Annotated in this window: 16 protein-coding genes; 3 read left to right on the top strand and 13 right to left on the bottom strand. The window is 53.9% G+C overall.

The features are described from left to right. The first annotated feature begins 47 nt into the window (after positions 1-47). A complete protein-coding gene (locus tag DFQ01_RS01800; RefSeq protein WP_110042158.1) occupies positions 48-644 on the top strand; it encodes a TetR/AcrR family transcriptional regulator in 597 nt (198 codons plus the stop codon). A gap of 76 nt (positions 645-720) precedes the next feature. On the opposite strand, the gene DFQ01_RS01805 is transcribed toward DFQ01_RS01800, so the two are convergent. The 3 genes from DFQ01_RS01805 to DFQ01_RS01815 all read right to left on the bottom strand — a co-directional run bounded on the left by DFQ01_RS01805 (position 721) and on the right by DFQ01_RS01815 (position 4,627). Beyond that, the gene (locus tag DFQ01_RS01805; RefSeq protein ID WP_110042159.1) at positions 721-1,389 is read right to left on the bottom strand and encodes a hypothetical protein; all 669 of its coding nucleotides are present in this window, start codon (positions 1,387-1,389) and stop codon (positions 721-723) included. A 74-nt stretch (positions 1,390-1,463) separates the two neighbouring features. After that, on the bottom strand, positions 1,464-2,594 hold the full coding sequence (locus DFQ01_RS01810) for an SGNH/GDSL hydrolase family protein (protein WP_110042160.1): 1,131 nt from the start codon (positions 2,592-2,594) through the stop codon (positions 1,464-1,466). 65 nt (positions 2,595-2,659) lie between these two features. Continuing rightward, positions 2,660-4,627, bottom strand: a complete 1,968-nt coding sequence (locus DFQ01_RS01815) for a GTP-binding protein (RefSeq protein ID WP_110042161.1) — start codon at positions 4,625-4,627, stop codon at positions 2,660-2,662. A gap of 428 nt (positions 4,628-5,055) precedes the next feature. On the opposite strand from DFQ01_RS01815, the gene ahpC reads away from it, so the two are divergent. Together ahpC and ahpF are read left to right on the top strand one after the other, a co-directional pair. Then, positions 5,056-5,619, top strand: a complete 564-nt coding sequence (gene ahpC / locus DFQ01_RS01820) for an alkyl hydroperoxide reductase subunit C (RefSeq protein WP_110042162.1) — start codon at positions 5,056-5,058, stop codon at positions 5,617-5,619. 13 nt (positions 5,620-5,632) lie between these two features. Next, positions 5,633-7,165 carry an alkyl hydroperoxide reductase subunit F gene (ahpF, locus tag DFQ01_RS01825; RefSeq protein WP_110042163.1) on the top strand — a complete coding sequence of 511 codons (1,533 nt, stop codon included), beginning with the start codon at positions 5,633-5,635 and terminating at the stop codon, positions 7,163-7,165. 127 nt (positions 7,166-7,292) lie between these two features. Here ahpF and DFQ01_RS01830 read toward each other — a convergent pair whose 3' ends face one another. The 10 genes from DFQ01_RS01830 to DFQ01_RS01875 form a co-directional block, all read right to left on the bottom strand. After that, positions 7,293-8,153 carry an alpha/beta hydrolase gene (locus DFQ01_RS01830; protein WP_110042164.1) on the bottom strand — a complete coding sequence of 287 codons (861 nt, stop codon included), beginning with the start codon at positions 8,151-8,153 and terminating at the stop codon, positions 7,293-7,295. 24 nt (positions 8,154-8,177) lie between these two features. Next, positions 8,178-8,663, bottom strand: coding sequence for a nitroreductase family protein (locus tag DFQ01_RS01835; RefSeq protein ID WP_110042165.1), 486 nt, complete (start codon positions 8,661-8,663; stop codon positions 8,178-8,180). Further along, on the bottom strand, positions 8,641-9,036 hold the full coding sequence (locus DFQ01_RS01840) for a hypothetical protein (RefSeq protein WP_110042166.1): 396 nt from the start codon (positions 9,034-9,036) through the stop codon (positions 8,641-8,643). Before DFQ01_RS01840 ends, DFQ01_RS01835 begins: the two co-directional genes overlap by 23 nt. Before the next feature lie 172 nt (positions 9,037-9,208). Next, a complete protein-coding gene (locus DFQ01_RS01845) occupies positions 9,209-10,432 on the bottom strand; it encodes an MFS transporter (protein WP_110042167.1) in 1,224 nt (407 codons plus the stop codon). 22 nt (positions 10,433-10,454) lie between these two features. After that, positions 10,455-10,940: a MarR family winged helix-turn-helix transcriptional regulator gene (locus tag DFQ01_RS01850; protein WP_110042168.1), complete on the bottom strand. Its 486-nt coding sequence runs from the start codon at positions 10,938-10,940 to the stop codon at positions 10,455-10,457. Between the two features lie 206 nt (positions 10,941-11,146). Further along, positions 11,147-17,485 (bottom strand): pectinesterase family protein, encoded by a 6,339-nt coding sequence (locus DFQ01_RS01855; RefSeq protein WP_110042169.1) that lies wholly within the window; start codon positions 17,483-17,485, stop codon positions 11,147-11,149. 298 nt (positions 17,486-17,783) lie between these two features. Then, positions 17,784-19,049 (bottom strand): tyrosine--tRNA ligase, encoded by a 1,266-nt coding sequence (gene tyrS / locus DFQ01_RS01860; RefSeq protein WP_110042170.1) that lies wholly within the window; start codon positions 19,047-19,049, stop codon positions 17,784-17,786. 616 nt (positions 19,050-19,665) lie between these two features. Then, positions 19,666-21,525: an ABC transporter ATP-binding protein gene (locus DFQ01_RS01865; protein WP_110042171.1), complete on the bottom strand. Its 1,860-nt coding sequence runs from the start codon at positions 21,523-21,525 to the stop codon at positions 19,666-19,668. After that, on the bottom strand, positions 21,497-23,260 hold the full coding sequence (locus DFQ01_RS01870; protein WP_110042172.1) for an ABC transporter ATP-binding protein: 1,764 nt from the start codon (positions 23,258-23,260) through the stop codon (positions 21,497-21,499). The genes DFQ01_RS01865 and DFQ01_RS01870 overlap by 29 nt, the downstream gene beginning before the upstream one ends. Next, positions 23,248-23,616 (bottom strand): hypothetical protein, encoded by a 369-nt coding sequence (locus tag DFQ01_RS01875; RefSeq protein ID WP_146216827.1) that lies wholly within the window; start codon positions 23,614-23,616, stop codon positions 23,248-23,250. The genes DFQ01_RS01870 and DFQ01_RS01875 overlap by 13 nt, the downstream gene beginning before the upstream one ends. Positions 23,617-23,655 lie beyond the last annotated feature (39 nt).

The following is a 23,655-nucleotide window of genomic DNA, read 5'->3' on the forward strand; positions in this document are numbered from 1 at the left end:
TCGCAATCCAAATGTATTGTAAATGTTTACAGAAGGGAGCTGCGCCTATGACTGTCCAATACCCTGATCGCCGAGTGAGGAAGACGAAGGAATGGCTGAAGACATCGCTGCTGGCCCTCATCGAAGAGAAACCTTTTCACCACATTACGATCACGGAGCTGGTTCAGCGGGCGGATTGTACGCGCGCGACCTTTTATGCCCACTATGATCAGTTGGAACGATTGCTTGATGAAATCATCACCGAAGCGTTCGAGGCGATGACGACTGCATTCCGTATGCCATACGCCGGCCAGAAGGCCGTTCGGTTCGACCAAATGCCGTCTAACGCGGTCGTCCTGTTCAATCATTTCTTAGCATACCGTACCTTCTACAAGCTCATGCTTGGTCCACATATCAATTACAACTTTCGCGAGAAGCTGACGAAGCATCTCGATCAGCTGTACCGACAGGAATTCGACCTCGTCGTCAGCGAATCGGACAAGCCGCTCGACCTCAAATATTTCAGCACGTACCGCATTCACGGCATTATCGGCCTCATCCTGACGTGGATCGACGAGGACTTCAAGGAGTCGCCGGACTTCATGAGTCAACAGCTCATACAGGTGCTGAAATTCAGTACGCCTGGTTTTTATGTGAGGACTTGAAACAGACGTGAAACACAAAAACAGCCGGATCATCGGTTACCCGAGATACGGCTGTTTTGTCGTTCATGCGATCCATCTATTCGTTATCCTTCTGGCAGTCCCCCATATAGTACGCGAAGATCTGCTCAATCGGCTTGAAGTACAGATGCCCATCCTCCCACGGCTGAAAATGCAGATCCATCCGCGAGTCGCTCCAATTCTCCGGTGTTCCCTTCGTATTCAAGCGTCCTTGTACGGTTGGCTCCTCCACCACATTCGGAAACTCCTGATACCCGAACAGCAAATTTTCGTGCATGCCGATGATCTCGTATTTGGGGCCGAAGAACGCACGCTCTTCCTGCAATTGATAATGGTAATAAATATAGCTGCTCGCCATCTCTGGCTTCAAATGCGCCACACGACCCCCGCGCCGCTCAACCGGCGACTTGCGCAGCCAATGCTCCGTGTCCGCGGGTTCGTTGAAGTGGAACACATCGACCATTCGAATCCACTTGCACGGCTCAGATCTTCCCGGCCAATCGCATAAGTACGGCTCTGCTGCGCCCGCCATCTCTTCCGGAGATACCTCTTGATCGATGCTTTCATAGTACAGGAACAGATTATCCTGCCAGTGGAAGGCTGCCGCCGTCATAAGGCGTCCCTGCCGCACAAGTTCTAACGCCTGCCCGCTGTCCGCCAGCGCCTTGATCCCTTCTTCCTTCCGCCCTTGCTGCCATGCTGCTCGATACATGAACCGTTGAATCATCGACTGCGCCCCCGTATTCACATGAAGTATCGTAGATTATCCTCATCCGCAAAATGTGCTGCCTGCCCGCCGTCCTATGTACGGGATAGCAGCCGCTGAATATGCCCCGCTAACGCCTCTGCCGCCTGCTGGTGCCCAAGCTTGCCTGGATGGCTTCTTGCACCGACCGTAGCTTCCGTCATATTCGGAAGCTCGCAGATCGTCACCTTACGGTCGCCTGATTGCTTCGAATAAGCGTCAACTGCGCGGCTGATCGCCGGAAGCATCGGCGTGCCCAGCATGCCGTAAGCCCACACGATATGCGCGTCCCGATTGTTTCGTCTCAGCTTCACCAGAAATTGCTCGGCCGCCGCTTCGAACGCCGTAAGGTCCTCCTCGTTATAGCTGCCGTACTCGTTCAACCGCTGTTTGTGCGTCTTCCCGGTCGACGGATTCCGCCATTCCGGCGAATGAAAGGCTCCACCGTCGTTCGTTCCCAGATTCACGACTACGACATCCGGCCTCCACGCTTCACAATCATAGGGTTCATGCGCGCCAAGCGCCTCATTATCTGCACCCTTAAGCAGGCCGCACACCTGCTCGTAGTAGGCGGGAATGTTGTTGTACGGATTGTTGTCCCAGCTCGTCAGTACGCCCCATCCGCTCTGCGAGACGACGCGGTAATCGGCATTCAGCGCATCCGCTGTCATCGCCGTGTAGTTGTCGAGCGCGCTGAACCACATCGGAATCCAGTCCGCTTCTTGCTGCGCGCCGATCGCGCCCTCGCCGGACGTAATGCTGTCCCCGATGAATTCGACCTTGCAGGGCTTGTCCTCCACAGGGAGAAACTCCCCATCGAACCTCACCGCATGAACCTGGAGTGAACATTGCGGATCTCCGCTCATTGCCTGCATGTCCTTGATGATCCGAACGTTTTTGACCGTGTCCCCATTCATCCCGCGGAAAACACAAATCCAGCGACGACCGTCGGTCACCATCTGCCTGCTTACTGCCGCCCCGTTGATGACAATGCTGATCCATGGCTCATAGCTGCTGTAGTGTGCCTCGACTTCAACCCACAGCTCCGTGCCCTTAGCATTCAGCTCCATTGCGCTTCCTGTCCAGAACAGCGTCAGCGGTGACCGCCGTCCCGTCGTCCTGCCGTGAATCTTGAGGTTCTCGATCTCGGTTAGTGCATGAACTCGCAATTGCTCATCCGTTCTCAATGAATACCCCTCCCGCTAGCTTGCCTATCTCCCAATGGAATTCATCATCCGTACAGCACTTTCCTCTATAGAAGATGCATCTTCGCCTCTGCCTCATCCCAAGGCACGATATACCCATGCCCCTTCGCGCAAAAGATCGAGGAAGACGTGTACAGTAGGTCCGCGTCTTTCCGATATCCCTTCCGTTCGATGATCTCCTGCTCATTATGGCAGCGGTCATAGCCGCCGAACGAGAGATGAATCGTGCCTCTGCCATGCGTATTCGCGGCAAGCTCCGTGCTGTAGTGCATGAAGGTCGCGACAGGCGCACTTCCTGTGACGATCGCATGCGTCGCCGTCGTCTGCGGCGCATCGAATCGGCCGCTTGCCCGTTGAACGTCTGACAGCACCTTGCCTAAATCGTCGATTTCGACTTTAATTTTGAACAAATAATAGGGCTCCAGCAGCACATTGTCCGCTTTCTCCAGCCCCTGCCGCAGCGCGCGGAACGTCGCCTCGCGGAAGTCGCCGCCGTGCGTGTGTTCGTTATGATCGGCGCCCTTCAGCAGCGTCACCTTCATATCCGTCACTGCCATGCCTGTCAGCAGACCGTGATGCTCGCGCTCGAACAGATGTGTGCGGATCACATTTTGACTGCCGATGCTCAGCTCATTCGGATGACATACGCTCTCGAACGCAAGGCCGCTACCTCGTTCGGCAGGCTCAAGCAGCAGATGCACCTCGGCATAATGTCTCAAAGGTTCGAAGTGTCCGTAACCTCGCACCGTGTTTGCAATCGTTTCTTTATATAGAATCTCAGGACTGCCGAACGTAACCGCTATCTGGAACCGATCCTTCATGATCTGCTGAAGTACTTCAAGCTGAATGACACCCATTACATGGATGTGGATCTCCTGCAGCGTTTCCTCCCAGATGACATTCAAGGATGGGTCCTCTGCGTCGAGCATCCGGAAAGCGCGAAGCACATCCTTCACGTTCAGCGACTCTGCGTATTCCACCTTCGACGTCAATGTAGGCACCAGCTCGTAATCAAGCTTGTCCGTACAGGTTCCAACGCCTTGCCCTGTCTCTGCAGCAGACAGCCCGATGACTGCGAACAAATCACCTGCAGACACCTGATCAACTGGCTGTGATCGGGTTCCGTTCACGATGAGCAGCCGAGTGACCTTCTCGGTTAACTGCTCATCGCCTTCACTTCCAGTAATGCGGTACGTCAGCTCATCACGAACCCGCAGCGTTCCGCCGAGCGCCTTCATATACGTCAGGCGAACGCCATTCTGATCGTAACGGATTTTGTAGACGCGTCCCCCGAACTTGGCCTGATCATCGTAGTTCACTGCGGTCAGCAGGTGAAGCTGGTCCAGAAACTCCACAACGCCCTCATCCTGCAGTGCTGAGCCACTCGCACAAGGATAAATTGCACTGCTCGCAACCATCTCCCGCAGCGTCTGCAGCCAATACGACTGATCCCCTGAACCAGACAGGAATGCGTCCAATACCTGCTCGTCCCGCTCCGCCATACTCTCTCGCAGCGCTTCTCCAACCTCACCATTAGCGAAGCTGCCGGTCAAGCTGCACACATCCGCCGTCAGATGCATCCGAATCTCATCCATGACACGATCGGCATCGGCGCCGACGCGATCGATTTTATTGAGGAAGAAGAACGTCGGAATACGATGCTTATGCAGCAGCTGCCACACCGTCTCCGTATGTCCCTGCACCCCTTCCACCGCGCTCACGACAAGAACGGCGTAATCCATCACCCGGATAGCCCGCTCCATCTCCGGCGAGAAATCGACGTGGCCCGGCGTATCGATCAAATAATAGGTTGTATCTTTATAGGACATGACTGCCTGATCGGCGAACACCGTAATGCCCCTCGCCCGCTCAATCTCATGGCTGTCGAGGTACGCATCCTTATGATCGACCCGGCCCCGTTCTCGAATGCTGTGCGTATGGTAAAGCAGCTGCTCGGCCAGCGTCGTCTTCCCTGCATCGACGTGCGCGAACATGCCTATCGTAATCGGTTTCATGCGACTCTCCTTGGTTCTCGACCTAGAATTTGAATACTGCTGTCACTTGTCCCTCTATCATAGCGCATCCTGTCGGATTTCGTCCTGCCCTCTCCTATTTGTTATAGTTGTGTGAATAGTGAGAATCGTTCTCCCTTGCGCATAGTGCAGCGTCTATATTTATGGTAAAATGAACCTTGTCTACGCCCAGTTGGCGCGATTACATACGTCTATAGTGAATGATTTGACTGTTCTTGGAACACAGTATCCTGTGGGACTTTGTCGAGTGCCAGATTGAGTCCAGATCCGATTGAAAAAACAACGTCAGTTTTCTTGACAATTGCCTAGATTAGAATTATTATAAACAGACAATAATTATCGCCCAGCAAGCTACCGGTCATCCGCACAGTATGCCAGGCAACACTATATATATTTGGAGGTAATGAACAATGTCTCTTATCGGTAAAGAGGTACTCCCATTCAAAGCAACAGCTTATAAAAACGGTCAATTCATCGACCTGACGGAAGCTAACTTCAAAGGTCAATGGAGCGTAGTATGCTTCTACCCAGCGGACTTCACGTTCGTATGCCCTACGGAGCTCGAAGACCTGCAAAACCAATACGAAACGCTGAAAGCACTCGGCACTGAAGTATACTCCGTATCGACGGATACGCACTTCACGCACAAAGCTTGGCATGACAGCTCGGCAACGATCGGCAAAATCACGTACGCAATGATCGGCGACCCTACGCACACGATCTCCCGCAACTTCGACGTTCTGATCGAAGAAGACGGTCTGGCTGACCGCGGTACGTTCATCATCGATCCAGACGGCGTGATCCAATCGGTTGAGATCAGCGCTGGCGGCATCGGCCGTGACGCAAGCATCCTCGTAAGCAAAATCAAAGCAGCTCAATACGTTCGCAACAATCCAGGCGAAGTATGCCCTGCTAAATGGCAAGAAGGCGCTGCGACGCTGAAGCCTAGCCTCGATCTCGTAGGCAAGATCTAAGGAGCGATTAACTATGGCACTCGACTCCGAAATCAAAGCACAGTTAAATCAGTATCTGCAGCTCTTAGAAAGCGACGTCGTGCTGAAGGTTAATGCGGGGTCGGATAGTATATCTGAAGAGATGCTGGCATTGGTCAATGAACTCGCCAGCATGTCTTCCCGCATTACCGTTCAGCAGGCACAGCTGGAGAGAACGCCAAGCTTTAGCGTCAACCGTGTTGGCGAAGATACTGGTGTTACGTTCGCCGGCGTCCCTCTGGGACATGAATTTACTTCCCTTGTACTCGCCCTGCTGCAAGTGAGCGGCAGAGCGCCGAAGGTCGAACAGAACGTTATTGACCAGATCCGAGCGATCAAGGGTGAATATCGTTTCGAATCCTACATCAGTCTAAGCTGCCACAACTGCCCGGATGTCGTGCAGGCGCTGAACGTCATGAGCGTCCTCAACCCTGGCATTTCGCATACGATGATTGATGGCGCAGCCTTCAAGGAAGAAGTTGAAAGCAAAGACATTCTCGCTGTACCAACGGTTTACCTGAACGGCGAATCGTTCGGCAGCGGCCGCATGTCGCTTGAGGAAATCCTTGCGAAGCTTGGTACTGGCCCCGATGCATCGGAGCTCTCCGATAAAGAGCCATTCGATGTGCTCGTTGTTGGCGGCGGTCCTGCTGGCGCAAGTGCAGCTATCTACGCAGCTCGCAAAGGCATTCGCACAGGTATCGTGGCAGAGCGCTTCGGCGGTCAAGTCATGGATACGCTCGGCATCGAGAACTTTATCAGTGTGAAATACACGGAAGGTCCGAAGCTCGCAGCAAGCCTCGAAGAGCATGCGAAGGAATACGGCATTGATATTATGAACCTTCAGCGCGCGAAACGTCTGGAGAAGAAAGACCTGATTGAGCTGGAGCTTGAGAACGGTGCTGTGCTGAAGAGTAAGACAGTCATCGTCTCGACTGGTGCACGCTGGCGTAATGTTGGCGTTCCAGGTGAGCAAGAGTTCAAGAACAAAGGCGTAGCCTACTGCCCGCACTGCGACGGTCCGCTGTTTGCAGGCAAGCACGTAGCCGTTATTGGCGGCGGCAACTCCGGTATCGAAGCCGCGATTGACCTCGCTGGTATCGTAAGCCACGTTACAGTTCTTGAGTTCATGCCAGAGCTCAAAGCCGATTCTGTATTGCAGCAGCGCTTGTACAGTCTGCCTAACGTGACGGTACTGAAGAACGTTCAAACGAAGGAAATTACGGGTACGGACAAAGTAAACGGCATTACCTACGTTGAACGCGACACCGGTGCTGAGCAGCACATCGAGCTGCAAGGCGTGTTCGTCCTGATCGGTCTTGTACCGAATACGGATTGGCTCGCTGAAACCGTCGAGCGTAACCGCATGGGCGAGATCGTTGTTGACCGTCAAGGCGCGACGACACTCCCTGGTGTATTCGCTGCAGGCGATTGCACGAACAGTGCATACAAGCAAATCATCATCTCGATGGGTTCGGGTGCTACGGCATCGCTTGGTGCATTCGATTACCTCATCCGCAACTACTAAGTCATTATCCAGCCGTCTGGCGATCGATTGATTCGATCGTTGGGCGGCTTTTTCGCGTTTATTGGGTTTATGAAAAAAGAGGCCGTTCCCCATTCATTCGGGGAACAGCCTCACTCGTCCGCATCACTTATTCGGTTCTAAGGTACTTATCCATAAAGTCCAGCACGCGATTGACATTGGCCGGCGTCTCGAATGCCTCGCTGCCATGGCCAGCGCCCTCCAGCAGCTCCAAGCTCACCTTGTCGCCGCCGATTACAGCCTGAAGCTTCTCTGCGAAGATGACCGACTGCATCGTCGGAATGAGCGGATCATGCGTTCCGTGTTGAATCAAGAACGGAGGCGTACGCTCGGAGATATACGTCTCCGGATTCGCTGCCTGCACCTGCTCGGGCACTTCCGCGATCGCGCTGCCAAGCAGACGCGACTCCGGCGAATCTGCCGCATGATGCACCTGATGCGGCGCCACGGCGCTGTGGACGAACAGCTCATCCATCGTCAGGAAGTTCGTTGGACCGAACCAATCGACGACGGCCTGCACCTCGCATGAGATCGATGCGTTCTCCCTGTTCGGGTCGTCCAGCTCTTCCGCATGCGCCGATGTACCCGCAAGCGCGGATAGATGGCCGCCAGCAGAACCGCCCCATAAGGCGATGCGGCTTGCATCAAGGCCGTACGCTGCTGCGTTTGCTTTCACCCAGCGAATCGCCGCTTTCACATCATAGATTTGTGCCGGGAACAACGCCTCGCCGCTCAACCGATAATTGATCGATACGATCGCATATTGTCGAGCGAGCCCTGCCAGCATCGGCCGGAGCTGATCATCCGCCTTATCGCCGAACATGAACGCCCCGCCATGAATATGAATAATGATTGGGAACGGGCCGCCGCCGCTCTCAGGAAGATAGATGTCCAGCTTCTGACTCATAGACTCCGTTCCATAGGACAAGTCTAACCATTTGCGTGTAATAGATTGCATTAGCTCCGACATCAGTCTCGGCTCCTTCTTCATGTACTAGTCCAAATAAGTGATTCGCGTATCGATCGGTGTTCTTGGTCTTGCAGCAGGCACTTCCGCCGGATAGCCGATGCCGAACACGCCGATTACGTCATAATCCTGCGGCACGCCGAGGATATCGCGGTTATGCGGCAGTGCACCAAGCGATGCCCAGTATACGCCGGCGCCAGCTTCGTGGGCGGCAAGCAGCAGGTTTTGAGAGAAGCAGGAGACAGCCATTACATTCTCGTCACGTTCGAATGGCGTTGCTGCTGGTCTCGACACAATGGCCAGCACGACAGGTGCGCCGCCAAAATCTGTTTTGTGCCGCAGTCTAGCGCGCGTCTCAGGCCCAACCATCCGAATCTCCCACGGCTCGTTCAGCCGGTGGTTCGGTGCATAGCTGGCTGCTTCGAGCCAAGCGAGCAGGTCGCCTTCGGCAATGGGGTCTGGCTTGAACATTTTGATCGTGCGGCGGCTTTTAATTAGGTCCATTACGGTCATCGGTAACTTCCTCTCCATCTTCGTCTGTTGGTTTATCGATATGTTCATTCGGTTCTTTGTCTTCTTGCGGCGGCATCTCGCGCAGCTCGAAAGCATGGATGAATTGTTGAATGATCGCATCCGTCGCCTTGAGCTCCCCGCTAATAACGGGCTTGATCGCTTCGTATTCGGGCTGATTCAACTGCTGGAGCAGCGTGGCGCGTTTCAGGCTCAGTGTTTCTAGGAAGGCTAGCGCTCTGCCTCTGCGGAACGTCTGCGCACTATGGAACCGATGCTTGCCATGCCCGCCGTGCTCATGCCCTTCCTCATGTCTGTGCCCATGCCCTCTATGACCATGATGCCCCCGATGTCCTCCGTGTTTGCCTTCTCGCATCTCCACATCCTCCTCACAAAGTTATCGTATACGTTTGTATACGTTAATGTTGATGTATACAAATGTATACCACGCCAACGGAAATGTCAAGCGATGACAGTTTGCAGGGACCGCGACTGCTGCCTTCATCGACAAAGAGCACCTCGATTGAGGTGCTCTCCTGACCCATCCATTATAGAGGAAGCGCTTCTGCTGCTTCCGACTTGCTCTTCCGAATAGCAAATACAGCCTGCAATATGACCAGCACTGCGAACAGCCCCATAACACCAGCCGAGTACATGTACATCGTCGAATAGCTCGTTGCCGAGGATACAACGCCAAGCAGGATCGAACCAATCGCGATACCGAAGTCGGTCGAATTGTAGTACATACTGTTGGCCATCCCGTACTGCTCTGGCTTAGAGGATCGAATCATCCAAGCTTGAATCGTTGGCTGAATGGCTCCGAAGCCGAGTCCATAGATCAGCGCCGATACGATCAGCATCGGCATGCTTTGCGCGTTCGACAGCATCACCATACTGATCGCGACGAGTACGCCAGCTGGAATCAGTACAGCCCGGTGACCCCTGCGGTCAAAGATACGGCCTGAGATCGGACGGATGAGAATAATCGTAACGGCATTGAACAGGAAGAACAGACCGACCTGCTCAATATGTACCGTTTTGCCGAACAGTACCAGGAAGCTAAGCAATCCACTATACGTAATGGACAGCATCGCGTTAAGAATAACAGGGAATACTAAGTTTCGGCTTACACCAACCTTAGCTGGTTTGCCCGACGCATTCGCTTTAGGCGCCTGCGCTTCAGCTTCCAATGGCGAACGCTTAGAGCGCGAAATCAACAGCACCGGGAAAATAAGCACGACAGAAGCTAGTCCAACCATCGTCAGCGGACCGAAGCCTGCCTGGTCCATCACGTTAAGTCCGATCGATGGCCCAATCGACATCGCAAGGCTCGTAGAAAGTCCGAAGTATGCGATGCCCTCACCCATTCGTTTGATCGGAATAATGCTGGAGACGAACGTCGGCAGGATCGTACTTGCCATACCAAATCCGATGCCGTACCCGATCCGCAGTCCCAAGAAGCTGTAGAAATCGCCGACCGTTGTGTACAATGCCGTCGTGATGCCGGCGATAATAAGCCCGGCAAGCAGCAGCTTCATCCGAGTGAATCGGCGCATAAGCGCCGCCGTTGCGAATCGTGCAACGATAGCTGACAGTGCGAATACAGATGTAACCATGCTGGCCGCTACGTTGCCAACATGAAATTCCTCCTTCACATACGCGGGGAAGGAGGAGATGAGCATTTGCAAACTTAAGAATAGTAGAAAAAAGCTAGCGGTAAGTGCGATAAAAGGCCGTGTCCATAACGGAGCCGGTGATTGTTCTTGCTGCATAAGTGCGTCCCCCTTTATGATGTTAGTTCTCTTCGTCTGTCTGATGGCCCGAATCGTCTAGGCTGCCAACCGTCTGCTGTATGCGCTGCAGCAGCTCCAGCATCAAGTCATACTCTTGATCGGACAAGCAGCGACGGACGTCCTCGGTCACGCTATCCTCAATCGACGTCGTCTCGCGAATGATCGATCTCCCGAGCTCCGTGCTGTAGACGAGGAAGGAGCGTCGATCGCGTTCGCCCGGTTTTTTGTAGATGAGACCTTTCTTCTCTAGATGGTCCAGAATGCGCGTCGTCGTCGGCTTATCCTTGCCCGTGCGCTCCGCGATTTCCTTCTGAATCAATCCTTGCGCACGATCAATCTGATTAAGCGTCGACCATTGCTCGGGTGTAATCCCATAAGGGCTCAGCCGATGCTGGAACAGCCCCGATACCTTCCGATAGGTCAGCCCAAGCGCGAAGCCGATCGGCAGCTGGCTCGTCTTGTTCGATTTATCCACTGTCTCAGACATGTTCAATCACCCGATCTCTAATTTAGTTGCTTAGACAACTATAAGCCTAACAACTAATTTTGTCAACTGTGGTGAGCGTGTTCTTCCGTCTGTCGGAGTAAAACCGCGTGTAGGAAGAGCGAATGAATCGTTAACCATGATTGTGCACAAAAAGGAGTAGACCCATCCAGCGCGCCGGACGGTCTACTCCTCAACTTAATGACTCGTTATTTATTGATAAATCCGATCGCCTGAAGCATCCGCTTCAGCATAACCGCTGCTTGCGCTCGGCTTGCAGGCTGGTTAGATTGGAATGTCTGATCCGGCATGCCTTGCACGATGCCAGCATCGGCTGCATGGGCAATCGCATCCGCTGCCCATGTCGGAATGGATGCATGATCCGCGAACTGTGCCAGATCATCGCTGCTTCCTTCCTCTTGCGCACCTGCCAGCTTCATCGCTTTGTCGATCATAACGGCCAGCTCTGCTCGGGTAATACGAGCGTTTGGACGGAATGTGCCGTCAGGGTACCCACCAACAAGACCTGCTTCAACAGCTGCATGAATGGCACCAGCGAACCAGTCATCAGAGCTAACATCAGAGAATGCGGTATGCTCACTGTTCGATGCATCGAGGCCCAGTGCCCTCGCCAACATAGCCGTAAATTCAGCGCGCGTAATGCTGGCATCCGGGTGGAACAGCCCTGCCGAATCTCCTTGTACCACAAGCTTCGAAGCGAGCAGCTCTACATCATTACGTGCCCAATGGCCAGCCAGGTCATGGAACGTACCCGCGAACTGCGCCACTACATAGATACTGTTGCCTGGACGCTGGAACGTGACGCTCGTTGTATCTCCAGACGTAGTGAACACGGCTGGTACGAAGCTGAACGCGCCCGTTGCAGGGTTGTACTGAAGAACGGTCGTCTCCTTCGGATCGAGCGTTCCAGGAAGTACGATCGTTCGAGCCGCATAGACCGTGCCGTAACTGTCGATGACGACCGCGGACTCATCGCCCGAATCCGGTTCGATTGAAACAATGAACTCGATCGGATCTCCCATCGGCTTCAAGCCTTTAGCATCCATTCTTGTCTGAAGGACTGCTAGCTCGTCTTTCGAAATGCTCTTCATTCGAATCGCGATATGCCAGCCTTCCTTCACAGCGCCAATAGCGTCCAGCTTCAAGGCTTGAACTGGAAGATCATACGTGACGTTACCCAAGTGCAGGGACAGGATCAGGTCTGGTTGACTATTCTGCAACTGAGCAAGTGCTTCTGTAGAGAGCTGTACGGTCGAATCTCCCGAACTCGCATCCGATCGTACGATAATCACGTGCGGCGCAGACTCCCCTGCCTGCTCAAGCATCGACAGCGCAGCCGTCATGTCGTCCGAATTAATTATCGCCGCGTTTGCTCCCGTTCCCGGCTCAAGCGTAATGACTGGGGCACCGGTGGCGCTGTCTACCGTCAGATTGCCCTCCTGCTGCTGCGAGCCACTGCTACCGCCTGGCACGAATACCCCGCCGCCCGCACTGCTGGTACTAACCTTTGCCGATGCCTCATTCCAGCTGACGAACTCCCCCGTGCTTGCTGCTGCTGTCACAACGTAATAATACGTTGTGCCCGAGGTTACCTGCTTGTCGGTATAAGTGGCTTGGAGCTGAAGCGAATCGGTAATATCCATCGTGCTAATGACCGTATAATCCCCGCCGCTTGTCTCGCTTCGCTTCACGATATAGCGGGTTGCATTCGGCACGCTGTCCCAAGTCAATTGAACAGCCGTACTCGATGCCGTCGCTGTGAGCCCGATTCGAGCGGCGTTACTCGGTACTGCCAAAGTCCGGCCCTCCGCGCCAGCCTGCGCAAGCACGACAGCTTTCACTTGCTCGGCTTGATCAGCCGTGTACGTGTACATATTGGAGGGGTTCCACATAACGCCCGGCTTCAAGATTGGATTGCCGCTGTTGACGAATACACTGCCTTTATCTTCGATCGCTCCTGCCGCGGCGCCGTCATAGTACGCAACTGGCACCCGTACATTCTCGAAGTAGTTCGCTTCAGAGTAGATTTGTGCATAAACCCCTACCCCGATCGAATACAGCTTATCTGCGCCGGAGGAAGAGTTGAAGTAGTTGTTATAAATATGCACTTGGCCGAAACGAACGCGTGGTACACGCTGGACGATGTCCTCGAAGTAGTTATGATGAATCGTCGTCCGAAGATCCCCGCTGTCCGCCGCCGAGTCGCTGCTGCCGATCAGCATCGTTTTATCATGCTTTGCAAAATGGTTGTACGACAAGGTTACCAAATCAGCGTTATTCGAAATATCGACGAACCCGTCGTGGTGCTGATAGTGTTTGCCCAGCAACGTGCCCTCTGCGCCGTCCGCGAACCGGTCGCCCGTCTCGTCGTTGAACGAGTTATGGTCGATCCACACTCTCTCCGCCGTCTTGATCGTAATGTTGTCGTACTGCGAATTCCAGTTGCCCGTCGAACCATCCGTCGGATCCCATTGCGGGAAGTAGTCGTAGGCGTTCTGGAACTCAATATTGCGGATAATGATGTTCTGAACCAGCTCCACGCTCAGGTTGCCCCCGATGATCTTCGCATCCGAGCCGAGGCCGATAATCGTCGTGTTCGACCCGACACTGAGCTTCATCCGAGCAGCCTGCGTCAATTGGGATGCTCTTCGCGCAGTCTCCAGCGTACCGCTAGGCAGCTGCTCCCAACCCCACACTGCAGGATCGTATGCTTCCAGATAAGCCTCCAGCGTATAAGCCGGATCACGATACTGCTCATAACCAAGCGGATTGTTGCTGTCGTCGACGTTAATATCAATGGCGCCTTTGATAAAAATGATCTTAGGCGTCGCATTCGTCTTCGCCGACGCACCGCCAAGCGCATCGACGAGCTCCTTGCGGGTTGACACGACATAAATATGGTCTTCGCTCGCGCTCTCGCCACCGCTGATGCCAATGCCATAGGTCGCCCAACCGTTCGTGTTCGGGCCAAGCGCCTCAAGCATCGACGTATTAATGACTTTCACTTGCAGCGTCAGAACGGTTCCAGAGGAATAACTCAATTGCAGATCATGGATACCGTAATCGAGCGAGTCCAGATAGTTGCGCTTGATTGTGAGCCCGCTTCCTGTGACAGCATAGTCGGTTGACGCGATCAGCGTGTAAGCACCGTTCGCTACAGATTCAAGCGTATCGCCAGCTGAATTCAACTGAACATCGAGATCGGCGGACTTTGCTGTATTTTTATCATAAATCACGCTGGTTCGCGACAACGAAGGCTTGTCCACGATCATCGGCATGGCGATATGCTGCGTAGGGTCCCAGCCCTCGAAGATCACAGGAATCGTCAGCTCGCTTGCCTCCTCCGCCGTCAGCTGCGTCGATAGGGAGACATCTCTGCCGATAGCATTAGCGCCCGCGCCATAGCTGTTATACTCGCCATAAATCATAGGCTGGACGTTCCACGATTTCCAACCCGCCGCCGTAATATGGTCGTCGATCTTCGTGTTAATGAATCGAACGCTCGGACTGTTCTTCCAAGGACGGCCGAGATAGTGAGCGCCCGTAGCGGAAGCGTCCTTCGTCAACCGGCTGTCCATGAACACATAGCCCGGGTCGGTCGCATTCGTCTGCGCCGCAGCCGTCACATATCCCCCCGACGTAACCGTCGAGTCCGGATGCTCGCGGCTAATAATGTCGCTGTCGTCGATGACGATTGCTTTCGCCTCGCCGAAGATGAAGTCGACGTCGCCAGCAATGGTGCTGTTATGGAAGTATTGCCGTCCCGAGCCGTTATAGAGCGTATCTTGATAGCCCAATAGGGTCACATTCTCGAAGCTCGACTGATCGCTCTTCACGGACAACGCTACTGCCGTGCCCACCGTATCGCGTGGTCCCGCATCGTTGGAGATTGTCAGATTAGCCGCAGTGAAGAAGCTGCCCGTAACCGCCACCGTCGGCGTATCAAATGTGCTGCTAATGCCCGGAATTTGCATGCCATCGGCAAGCTTGCCATTGCCGCTCGGACCGGCATAATCGCCATACACGATCACCGTGCCTTCACGGCTTTCGCCGACAAAACTTACGTATGGCGCATTGACCTTGATCTTCTCGCGATAAGTGCCGTTTCGGATGTAGACGACTTTGCGAACGGCATTGTTATCCCCAATGGAGTCGACTGCGGCCTGAATCGTCGTGTAATCCCCCGCTCCCGAGGCATCTACCGTTATGACCTCAGCTGGCAGCGCCAGCACTTCTTCGGAGTCTGGGCTGGAGACATCGGCGTTGTCGGCTGTGACGACATAAGCATAAGTTGTTCCGTTTATCACCGTGGTGTCTTCGTATGCGGTCGTCGTAATATTTTGCGCAACGATGCCATAATCGCCGCTTTCAACCGCTTTCCTCTTCACCGTATAGGAATCAGCATCGGCAACAGCCTGCCAGGTAAGGTTCACCTTGCCCTCGTCAGCGGCTGCGGACAGTCCTGCAGGTACACTTGGCGCACCTTCGGCCGCTTGGTAAGGCGTCGCCTGTGCTTGGTTGGAAATCATGCTCTCAGACTTGGTGCCTGCAGCGGTCACGACATAGTAATATTTCGTGCCGACTGCGGCCGACTTATCGGTGTAGCTCGTTCCAGCCGTCTGGTCGAGCAGCGTATACGGACCGCCATTGATCGCGCTCCGCTTCACCTTATAAGAGTTGGCTGCGGCGACAGCGCCCCACGACAACTTCACCTCGCCATTGCCAGCGACTGCCGTTAGGTTAACGGGACGCGGCATCGCACTCGTCGGAGCGACCAGCAGCGGCGCCGATTCTTCGCTCTCTCCTCCGGTGCTGAATGAGCTGATTTTGTAATAATACGGTGTCTCATTAGTTAACCCGGTATCGCGATAGGAGGTCTCTGTGATCGGGTCGTTCGGACTCAGCTCCGTGTAGATACCATCAGCTGAAGCGCTCCTCTTCAAAATATATCGAATAGCATCCGGCACCGCATCCCACTGCAGCGTGACCATACTATCGCGTGCGACCGCATGAAATCCGCTTGGTACAGCAGGCGGACTGATGCCGTCCGATGGCGTTGCCGACATCACGGAGGATGCCGTTTCCCCGTATGCATTGCTAGCTGTGATCCGGTAGTAGTACGTCGCATCGTTCTCCAATCCGGCTCCACCGTTATCATCGAGATAATCGATCGTGGCCGTGGTCCCGTCTGAGGCCTGAATGCCTGCTGCAATTGGGGCGAACGGACCTCCGATGTCGCTGGACCTGCTTACGGTGTAACCCGCAGCCCCATGCACACGATCCCAGCTCAAGCTCACCATCGCGTTGCCGGCATAAGCGTTCAAAGTGCCGAATGCTGCTGGTGCTGTCTTGCGCTCGTAAACCTTCACATTATCCAGCTGGATATAGCCCGGATTACCGTCTGACGTCGAAGCGTCAAGACCGCCAATATTGACCGTGCCCGTCTGGAACATCGTCTGGCCATCCAGCCTCCACGTCCTGTCGCCGTCCGTAATCGTGACGTTCACACCCTTCAACGTATAGGACAAATCGACCTCAACCCGGATATGGTACCACTTACCTGGCGAATAATCGGCTGCCGGAACGATCGGATAATAGTTCGAGCCGACCCGCAGATATATATTTCGGCCGTTGGCGCCGTTCGTCGTCTCGATATCCGCAATTACGTTCGAGCCCTTGCTGTCGACCAAGCGCATAATCTTCGTGTTGTTCTGCAGCACCGCATTAATGGATGTATCTTGGCGGAAATCCAGCTCGCCCACGATTACGTTGTTTTCTTGCGTGGCGAACAGCTTCTGCATTTTGATGCCTTTAGAAGTGTTGGCATCTTGCAAGTAGGCTGCATGGTTGTCCGCGGCTGGCGCCCAGTCCGGCGCGCTTGCGCTGACGATCTGAGCGAACGTCTCGTTAACCGTCGTCGACACGGAGTAACCAGCCAAGGTGCCATTCACAACGGCGTCGGCTGACAACCCTCCTTCGAAGCCGTCATCTATGAGCATCGCTGTTGGCATAACGGCCGCTTCCTCGGACGAAGCACCTTCTTCTGTGCCGTTCGCTGCCGATACGGTATAGTAGTACGTCTTGTCGTTCAGAAGCCCGCTATCCTGATAGCCAATCGCATCGACGTTAGCAGCAACTGTCGTATACGGACCGCCGCTCGCCTCACTTCGCTTCACTGTATAGGAAGTCGCACCTGCCGTACGATTCCAGATCAAGCTCGCAGTCGTATCCCCTGGAGAGACCAGCAGCCCTTCCGGTGCACTTGGTGCATCTGACGAGATCGACGACTGCTCTATGACTTGGTCCGATTCAGCGTCAGCCTCTGCGTCGTCGGCGTTCTCCTCCAAGTCGGACGCTCCAGTGCCTGAAAGGTCCCCCGTATCAGCAGTATCTTCGGCCGATGTCGATTCCGATGAGGAATCCGGCTGCATAAGCTCGGAGTCAGCGTGCGCTCGCTCCGCCGACCATACCGGCACCAGATAGGACATTAACAGCAGGCATAAGACCATTTTGAATAATCGACTCATATCAACAGTTCTCCTTCGCCCTTAGTTATTCGATGTTAGCGGTTACAAACATTGGATGACCGCCTCTTCCTGCAGCGATACAAGCCCTCCCCTCTCCCTCGCGGATCTATAACAGCACTACTTACAGCGTACGAGCAGTAGGAAGCATCCAACAATAATCAATCAGGAAGAAATATACATATTGGACCATTCCAATACAGAAAGTGAGCTAATGATTATTGCGTATTCGGGCATACACAAAAAAAAGCTGACAACGGACAAACCCGTCGTCAGCTTTCCTTCTATTATCTGTGGCTTATTACGCAATAACGAGCTGCGCGAACTTGCGCTTGCCCGCTTGAATGATGTCGCCGTCCTTGATCGCAATGCGCTCGTTCGGGTCGAGCAGCTTCTCGCCGTTCAGCTTAACCGCTCCTTGTACAAGGCTGCGGCGCGCTTCGCTGCTGGACGATGCGAATCCGAGCGCCACGAGCAGCTTGCTCACGATTACGCCACCGTCCTCAAGCAGCTCTGCGTTAACTTGGAATGGCTCAATATCGTCAGGCATTGCGCCTTTCTGGAATACCGTAATGAAGTGCTGCTCCGCCTGCTCAGCCGCCTCTTCTCCGTGGTACATGCTGACGTATTGCTTCGCCAGCTGCACCTTTGCATCACGCGGGTGAACGGTTCCGTCCTGCAGGCCTTCGCGGAGCGCGGCCAGCTCTTCGTTCGTAATCATCGTGCTCAGCTCGTAGTACTTCAGCATAAGCTCATCCGGGATCGACATCGTTTTGCCGAACATTTCGTTAGGCGCTTCGTCGATGCCGATGTAGTTGCCGAGGCTTTTGCTCATTTTCTGAACCCCATCAAGACCTTCGAGCAGCGGCATCAGAATGGCAGCTTGGCTGTCTTGGAAGCCAAATGCGCTCTGCAGCGTCCGTCCCATCAGGATGTTGAACGTCTGATCGGTACCGCCGATCTCAATATCGCTCTCGAGCGATACGGAATCATAGCCTTGCATCAATGGGTAGAAGAACTCGTGAATATGGATCGGCAGGTTGTTCGTGTAGCGCTTGGCGAAATCGTCCCGCTCCAGCATACGAGCAACCGTCAGCTTCGCCGCTAGCTGCAGCACATCCTCGAACTTCATCGCTCCGAGCCATTCCGAGTTGAAGTAGAACTTCGTCTTCTGCGGGTCGAGGATTTTGAACATTTGCGCTTCGTAGGTTGCTGCATTCCGCCGTACATCCTCTTCCGTCAACTGCTTCCGCGTCTCGGATTTGCCCGTCGGATCACCGATCTTTCCGGTGAAGTCGCCAATGATGAGCTGTACTTCATGGCCGAGATCTTGGAACTGCCGCATCTTGTGCAGCACAACGGTGTGACCGATATGGATATCCGGTGCGGAAGGGTCTAGCCCGAGCTTCACCTTCAGCGGCTTGCCGCTCACGACGGATGCAGCGATCTTGCTCGCCAGCGCATCCTCAGGAATGATCTCAGCCGCACCTCTACGGATGATGCTAAGCTGACGTTCTACCTCACGCTGCTGTTCTACCGATAATTGCATGCTTGTGTTCTTCTCCATGTTCATCTACTCCCATCGAATGATTTGATTCGGATGAAATAAAAAAGACAGCCTTTCATCCCTGTAAAGGGACGAGAGACTGTCTTCTCGCGGTACCACCCTAATTAAAGAAGCTTCCGACGCTTCTTTCGCTCATTCGTATAACGACATGGTTACATGCCGGGACAAGTGACGCCAGCACGAGCTGGGCCGCTTCTCCAAACTCCGGATACGGTAATTCAGACAGCTGACCTGCACCGGTTCGCACCACCCACCGGCTCTCTGTAGCATTCCTTCGGCTATCCTACTGCAGGGCGCTTAAGCGCACTGCCTTATCCATCATGGTTTGTTGAGTTATTGAGTTGATTGAATATTGTTACACATTTAATCACATATCCGATCGAGTGTCAACCATCCGGAATCACTCCCGCTATCTAACGGATGCCGTTAAGGCTATCTTGTCTTATACGCGCATTTTGGGCTCTTAACAGTTCCATCAGAGGCTATTGCCTCCGTTCCCATGGGTTTAGAAGTGAACCGTGCCCCATAAGCTCGATTACATCCGTTATAAATCCAAATGTCGTATTTTCAAGCCAATAGGCGTTATAGCACACAATAGCGATGGAAGCTGAAGCTGCTACACGCTCGAGGCAAATTGGTTCTGATACATGTGATTATAAAATCCATTCCTTGCAATCAATTGATCATGCGTACCCTGCTCCGTAATCTGCCCGTCTTGGATGACTAGGATCGCATCGGCCTCCTGAATCGTGCTCAGCCGATGGGCAATAACGAAGCTGGTCCGGCCCTTCATCAGCGTCTTCATCGCCTCTTGAATATGGAGCTCCGTGCGCGTATCGACGCTGCTCGTCGCCTCGTCGAGAATGAGGATGCACGGGTTCGCCAGCACCGCGCGAGCGATCGTCAGCAGCTGACGCTGCCCTTGGCTGAGGTTGCTGCCTTCGGCGTTCAACGGCGTGTCATAACCGCGCGGCAGCTTGCGGATGAAGGTGTCGGCATTCGCCAGACGTGCGGCTTCCTCAACCTCTTGATCCGTCGCATTCAGACGGCCATAACGGATGTTGTCTCGAATGGTGCCGGAGAACACATAGGCATCCTGCAGCACGAGTCCGATTTGCTGGCGAAGCGCCTGTTTATCCAGCTGCTGAATGTCCTCGCCGTCGATCAGAATGCGGCCCGAACGGATGTCATAAAACCGCGTCAGCAGATTGATGACCGTCGTTTTGCCCGCACCCGTCGGACCAACGAGAGCGATCATCTGCCCCGGACTCGCATGGAGCGACAAGCCCTTCAACACATCTACCTCCGGCTTGTAGCCGAAGCATACATCCTCGAACACGACTTCGCCATGGATGAGCGCCTGCTGCGACTGTGGCGCATCATCCGTGACTTCCGGCTTCAGATCAAGCACTTCGAATACACGCTCAGCACCCGCAATTGCGGATTGGAACATGTTGTACTGGTTGGCGAGCTGGTTGATCGGCTGGCTGAACTGGTTGGAGTAGTTCAGGAAGCTGACAATAACGCCAATCGTGATCATATCGTGATACGCAAAGATTGCACCGAATACAGCGATAACAAGGAAGCTGATGTTGCGCATCGTGTTCATCATCGGACCCATCGAGCCAGACAAGCTCTGCGCCTTGACTCCGATCGCGCGCAGCCGCTCGTTAATTTCACGGAACTGCTCGACTGCTTTCTCTTCCCTGCCGAATACCTTCACGACCTTAAGGCCTGAGATGTTCTCCTGTACGAAGCCGTTCACCTCGCCGAGCTGCTTCTGCTGCTCCGAGAAGAAATGGCGCATATGCTTCGAGATCCGCTTCGTTATGAACGCAATGAGTGGAATCGTAAGCATCGTAATAAGCGTCATCCAGATGCTTAAAGAGAGCATCATGACCAAGCTGCCCACGAGCATCAGTACACTAGAAATGAGCTGTACAACCGTCTGGTTCAGCGTATTGGAGACGTTCGAAATATCGTTCGTCGTCCGGCTCATGAGCTCGCCGTGCGTTTTTTGATCGAAGAATTGAATCGGCAGCCGCTGATATTGGTTGAACAGATCCTCGCGCATATCGCGCACCGTGTTCTGTGATAGACTCGAAGCCATGTATTGCTGAATCCACGTGAATAGTGCACTAAACAGGTATACGCCAAGCAAAATCATACCCATTCGTACAAAACCATCAAACTGCTTCGGCATGATATAATCGTCAATCATCCGACCGATCAGATAAGGACCTAACAGTGCAAAGACGGACGTCAGCACGGTACATAGGATAACCCAAACCAGCGCTTGGCGCTGCTGCTTCAGATAGCCCCAAATGCGGCGCATCGTGCCTGAAGCATTCTTCGATCGAACCTTCGGTACACCTGCATGGTTCGGTCCGCCGCCTGGTCTGAAGCCCATTTGGTCAAAGTTCGTCGGTGCCTTACTGGTGGATGCATTAGGATTGGAAGGATTGCTGTTTGCCATAAGACACCTCCTGCTTGCCGTATTGCGAGCGATAAATATCTTGGTACACGTCACACGATGCCAGCAGCTCCGCATGCGTACCTCTGCCAACAATCTCGCCCTCGTCGATGACGAGAATTTGCTGCGCCTCCATCACGGACGAGATGCGTTGTGCGATAAGGAATGTAATATTGTCTTTCGTCAGCTGCTTCAGTGCATCACGAAGCCGTCGTTCGGTCACAAGATCGAGTGCGCTTGAGCTGTCATCCATGATGAGAATCGGCGGCTTCACGAGCAGCGCCCGCGCAATCGACAGCCGCTGCTTCTGCCCGCCGGACAAGTTGACGCCGCGCTGACCAAGCTTTGTGTTGTAGCCATCCGGCAGCTTGGTGACGAAGTCGTGTGCTTGTGCTGTTATTGCGGCAGCTTCGATCTCCTCCTGCGTCGCATTCGGCTTGCCGAACGCAATGTTGTCACGGATTGTACCTGTGAATAGGAACGCATCCTGCAGGATCATCCCGATCTGCCGACGCAGCTCAAGCAGCGGCAGATTGCGAATATCGATGCCATCAATCTGAACGGAGCCGGAAGTGACATCGTACAGCCTTGGCAGCAGCTGAACGAGCGTTGATTTGCCCGAGCCCGTCGCACCGATGATCGCAACCGTATCGCCGCGCCGCGCTTCGATGTTGATGTCCTTTAGGACGAGGTCTTTAGCTGCCGTAGAATGGTTATAGGAGAAGGAAACCTGCTCCAGCTTCACGTGTTCAGCCGTGATAGGAGCGCGCTTCTCCTGCTTCGACTCCTCAATTGCCGAATACGTGTCGAGCACCTCACGGATGCGTTTCGCCGATACGTTCGCCTGCGTAATGTTCATGAGCAAGCCGCTAACCATCAGCAGAGAAGACAGCACCTGTACGACATAGTTAACGAAAGCAACCAGGTCGCCGACTTGACCCATGCCGGACGATACTTGATCGCCACCATAAAGCAGGATGGCCACGAGGCACCCGTTCATAATAAACGTAACGATTGGGGAGTTAAGCGCGATAAAGCGCGCTGCCCGAATCGAGATTTCCGTATAGTCGCGGTTCACCGCTTGGAACTGCTCTTTCTCATAACCGGAGCGTACGAATGCTTTAATAACACGGATACCAGCGAGATTCTCTTGGATCCGTGTATTCACGGCATCGAGCTTCGTCTGCACCGCCGCGAACAGCGGCGACGAGGACCGAATCAGCAGAACGAGTACAACGATGAGCACGATTAATGTACCAAGAAGAATGAGTCCGAGCCGCAGGTTAATAATAAGCGCCATGACAACACTGCCGATAAGCAGACTTGGCGCCCGCACAAGCCCTTGCAGCGCCATCTGCAGCAGGTTCTGCACCTGCACGACATCGTTGGTCATCCGCGTAATGAGCGAGCCGGACTTGAACGTGTCCATGTTGTCGAACGAGAAGGTCTGAACCTTCTTGAACAATGCTTCACGAATGTCCGCGCCGAAGTTCTGCGACGCGCGGCTGGCGAACAGGTTGCACCCGACGCCTGTGACGAGCGAGAGCAACGCCACGACCGCCATCAGAATGCCTGTCCGCTCGATCACATGGAAGTCGCGCGGGACAACCCCGAAATCAACGATATGAGCAGCTAGTGTTGGCTGCATGAGATCGAAGAATACCTCAAGAATCATGAACAGCGGGCCAAGGATGACGAACTTCAAATATGGCTTAATGTACGAGGCTAATCCCCACATGGCTCACCGTCTCCTTCTGCGATCGACTCTGTCTGCGGGTTCTCTGCATTTGCATCTTCCTCTACCTCTACCTCTACCCGGTTAAGTTCGAAATGCTGCGTATATTCTGCTATGACAAGCTCGATCGCCTTCAGTTCGCCTAGTACAACCTGGCGAATGGTCTCAAGCTCTGGTGCATCCAGCTGTTGTCTCAACGTTTCCCGTCTCACATGAAGACGCTCAAGAAACTCAAGCGCCCGTCCTCTACGGAACGTCTGTGCACCATGATGATGGTGATGATGTTTTCCTCTATGCCCTTTATGTCTTCCACCTCTATGTCTGCCTTCCTCTGGCATAGGGCCTTCCTGTTCTCTCATTGTCACACGCCCTTTTGCATACATTTGTATACAACTAAA

Origin of the sequence: Paenibacillus cellulosilyticus (genome assembly GCF_003182255.1) — a bacterium.
In the GTDB taxonomy this organism is placed as follows: Bacteria; Bacillota; Bacilli; order Paenibacillales; family Paenibacillaceae; genus Paenibacillus_T; species Paenibacillus_T cellulosilyticus.

Excerpts from the sequence above, each read along its gene's own strand:
- DFQ01_RS01800 (WP_110042158.1), top strand. The coding sequence starts at position 48 with ATGACTGTCCAATACCCTGATCGCCGAGTGAGGAAGACGAAGGAATGG.
- DFQ01_RS01805 (WP_110042159.1), bottom strand. The coding sequence starts at position 1,389 with ATGATTCAACGGTTCATGTATCGAGCAGCATGGCAGCAAGGGCGGAAG.
- DFQ01_RS01815 (WP_110042161.1), bottom strand. The coding sequence starts at position 4,627 with ATGAAACCGATTACGATAGGCATGTTCGCGCACGTCGATGCAGGGAAG.
- ahpC (WP_110042162.1), top strand. The coding sequence starts at position 5,056 with ATGTCTCTTATCGGTAAAGAGGTACTCCCATTCAAAGCAACAGCTTAT.
- ahpF (WP_110042163.1), top strand. The coding sequence starts at position 5,633 with ATGGCACTCGACTCCGAAATCAAAGCACAGTTAAATCAGTATCTGCAG.
- DFQ01_RS01830 (WP_110042164.1), bottom strand. The coding sequence starts at position 8,153 with ATGTCGGAGCTAATGCAATCTATTACACGCAAATGGTTAGACTTGTCC.
- DFQ01_RS01835 (WP_110042165.1), bottom strand. The coding sequence starts at position 8,663 with ATGACCGTAATGGACCTAATTAAAAGCCGCCGCACGATCAAAATGTTC.
- DFQ01_RS01840 (WP_110042166.1), bottom strand. The coding sequence starts at position 9,036 with ATGCGAGAAGGCAAACACGGAGGACATCGGGGGCATCATGGTCATAGA.
- DFQ01_RS01845 (WP_110042167.1), bottom strand. The coding sequence starts at position 10,432 with ATGCAGCAAGAACAATCACCGGCTCCGTTATGGACACGGCCTTTTATC.
- DFQ01_RS01850 (WP_110042168.1), bottom strand. The coding sequence starts at position 10,940 with ATGTCTGAGACAGTGGATAAATCGAACAAGACGAGCCAGCTGCCGATC.
- DFQ01_RS01855 (WP_110042169.1), bottom strand. The coding sequence starts at position 17,485 with ATGAGTCGATTATTCAAAATGGTCTTATGCCTGCTGTTAATGTCCTAT.
- tyrS (WP_110042170.1), bottom strand. The coding sequence starts at position 19,049 with ATGGAGAAGAACACAAGCATGCAATTATCGGTAGAACAGCAGCGTGAG.
- DFQ01_RS01865 (WP_110042171.1), bottom strand. The coding sequence starts at position 21,525 with ATGGCAAACAGCAATCCTTCCAATCCTAATGCATCCACCAGTAAGGCA.
- DFQ01_RS01870 (WP_110042172.1), bottom strand. The coding sequence starts at position 23,260 with ATGTGGGGATTAGCCTCGTACATTAAGCCATATTTGAAGTTCGTCATC.
- DFQ01_RS01875 (WP_146216827.1), bottom strand. The coding sequence starts at position 23,616 with ATGAGAGAACAGGAAGGCCCTATGCCAGAGGAAGGCAGACATAGAGGT.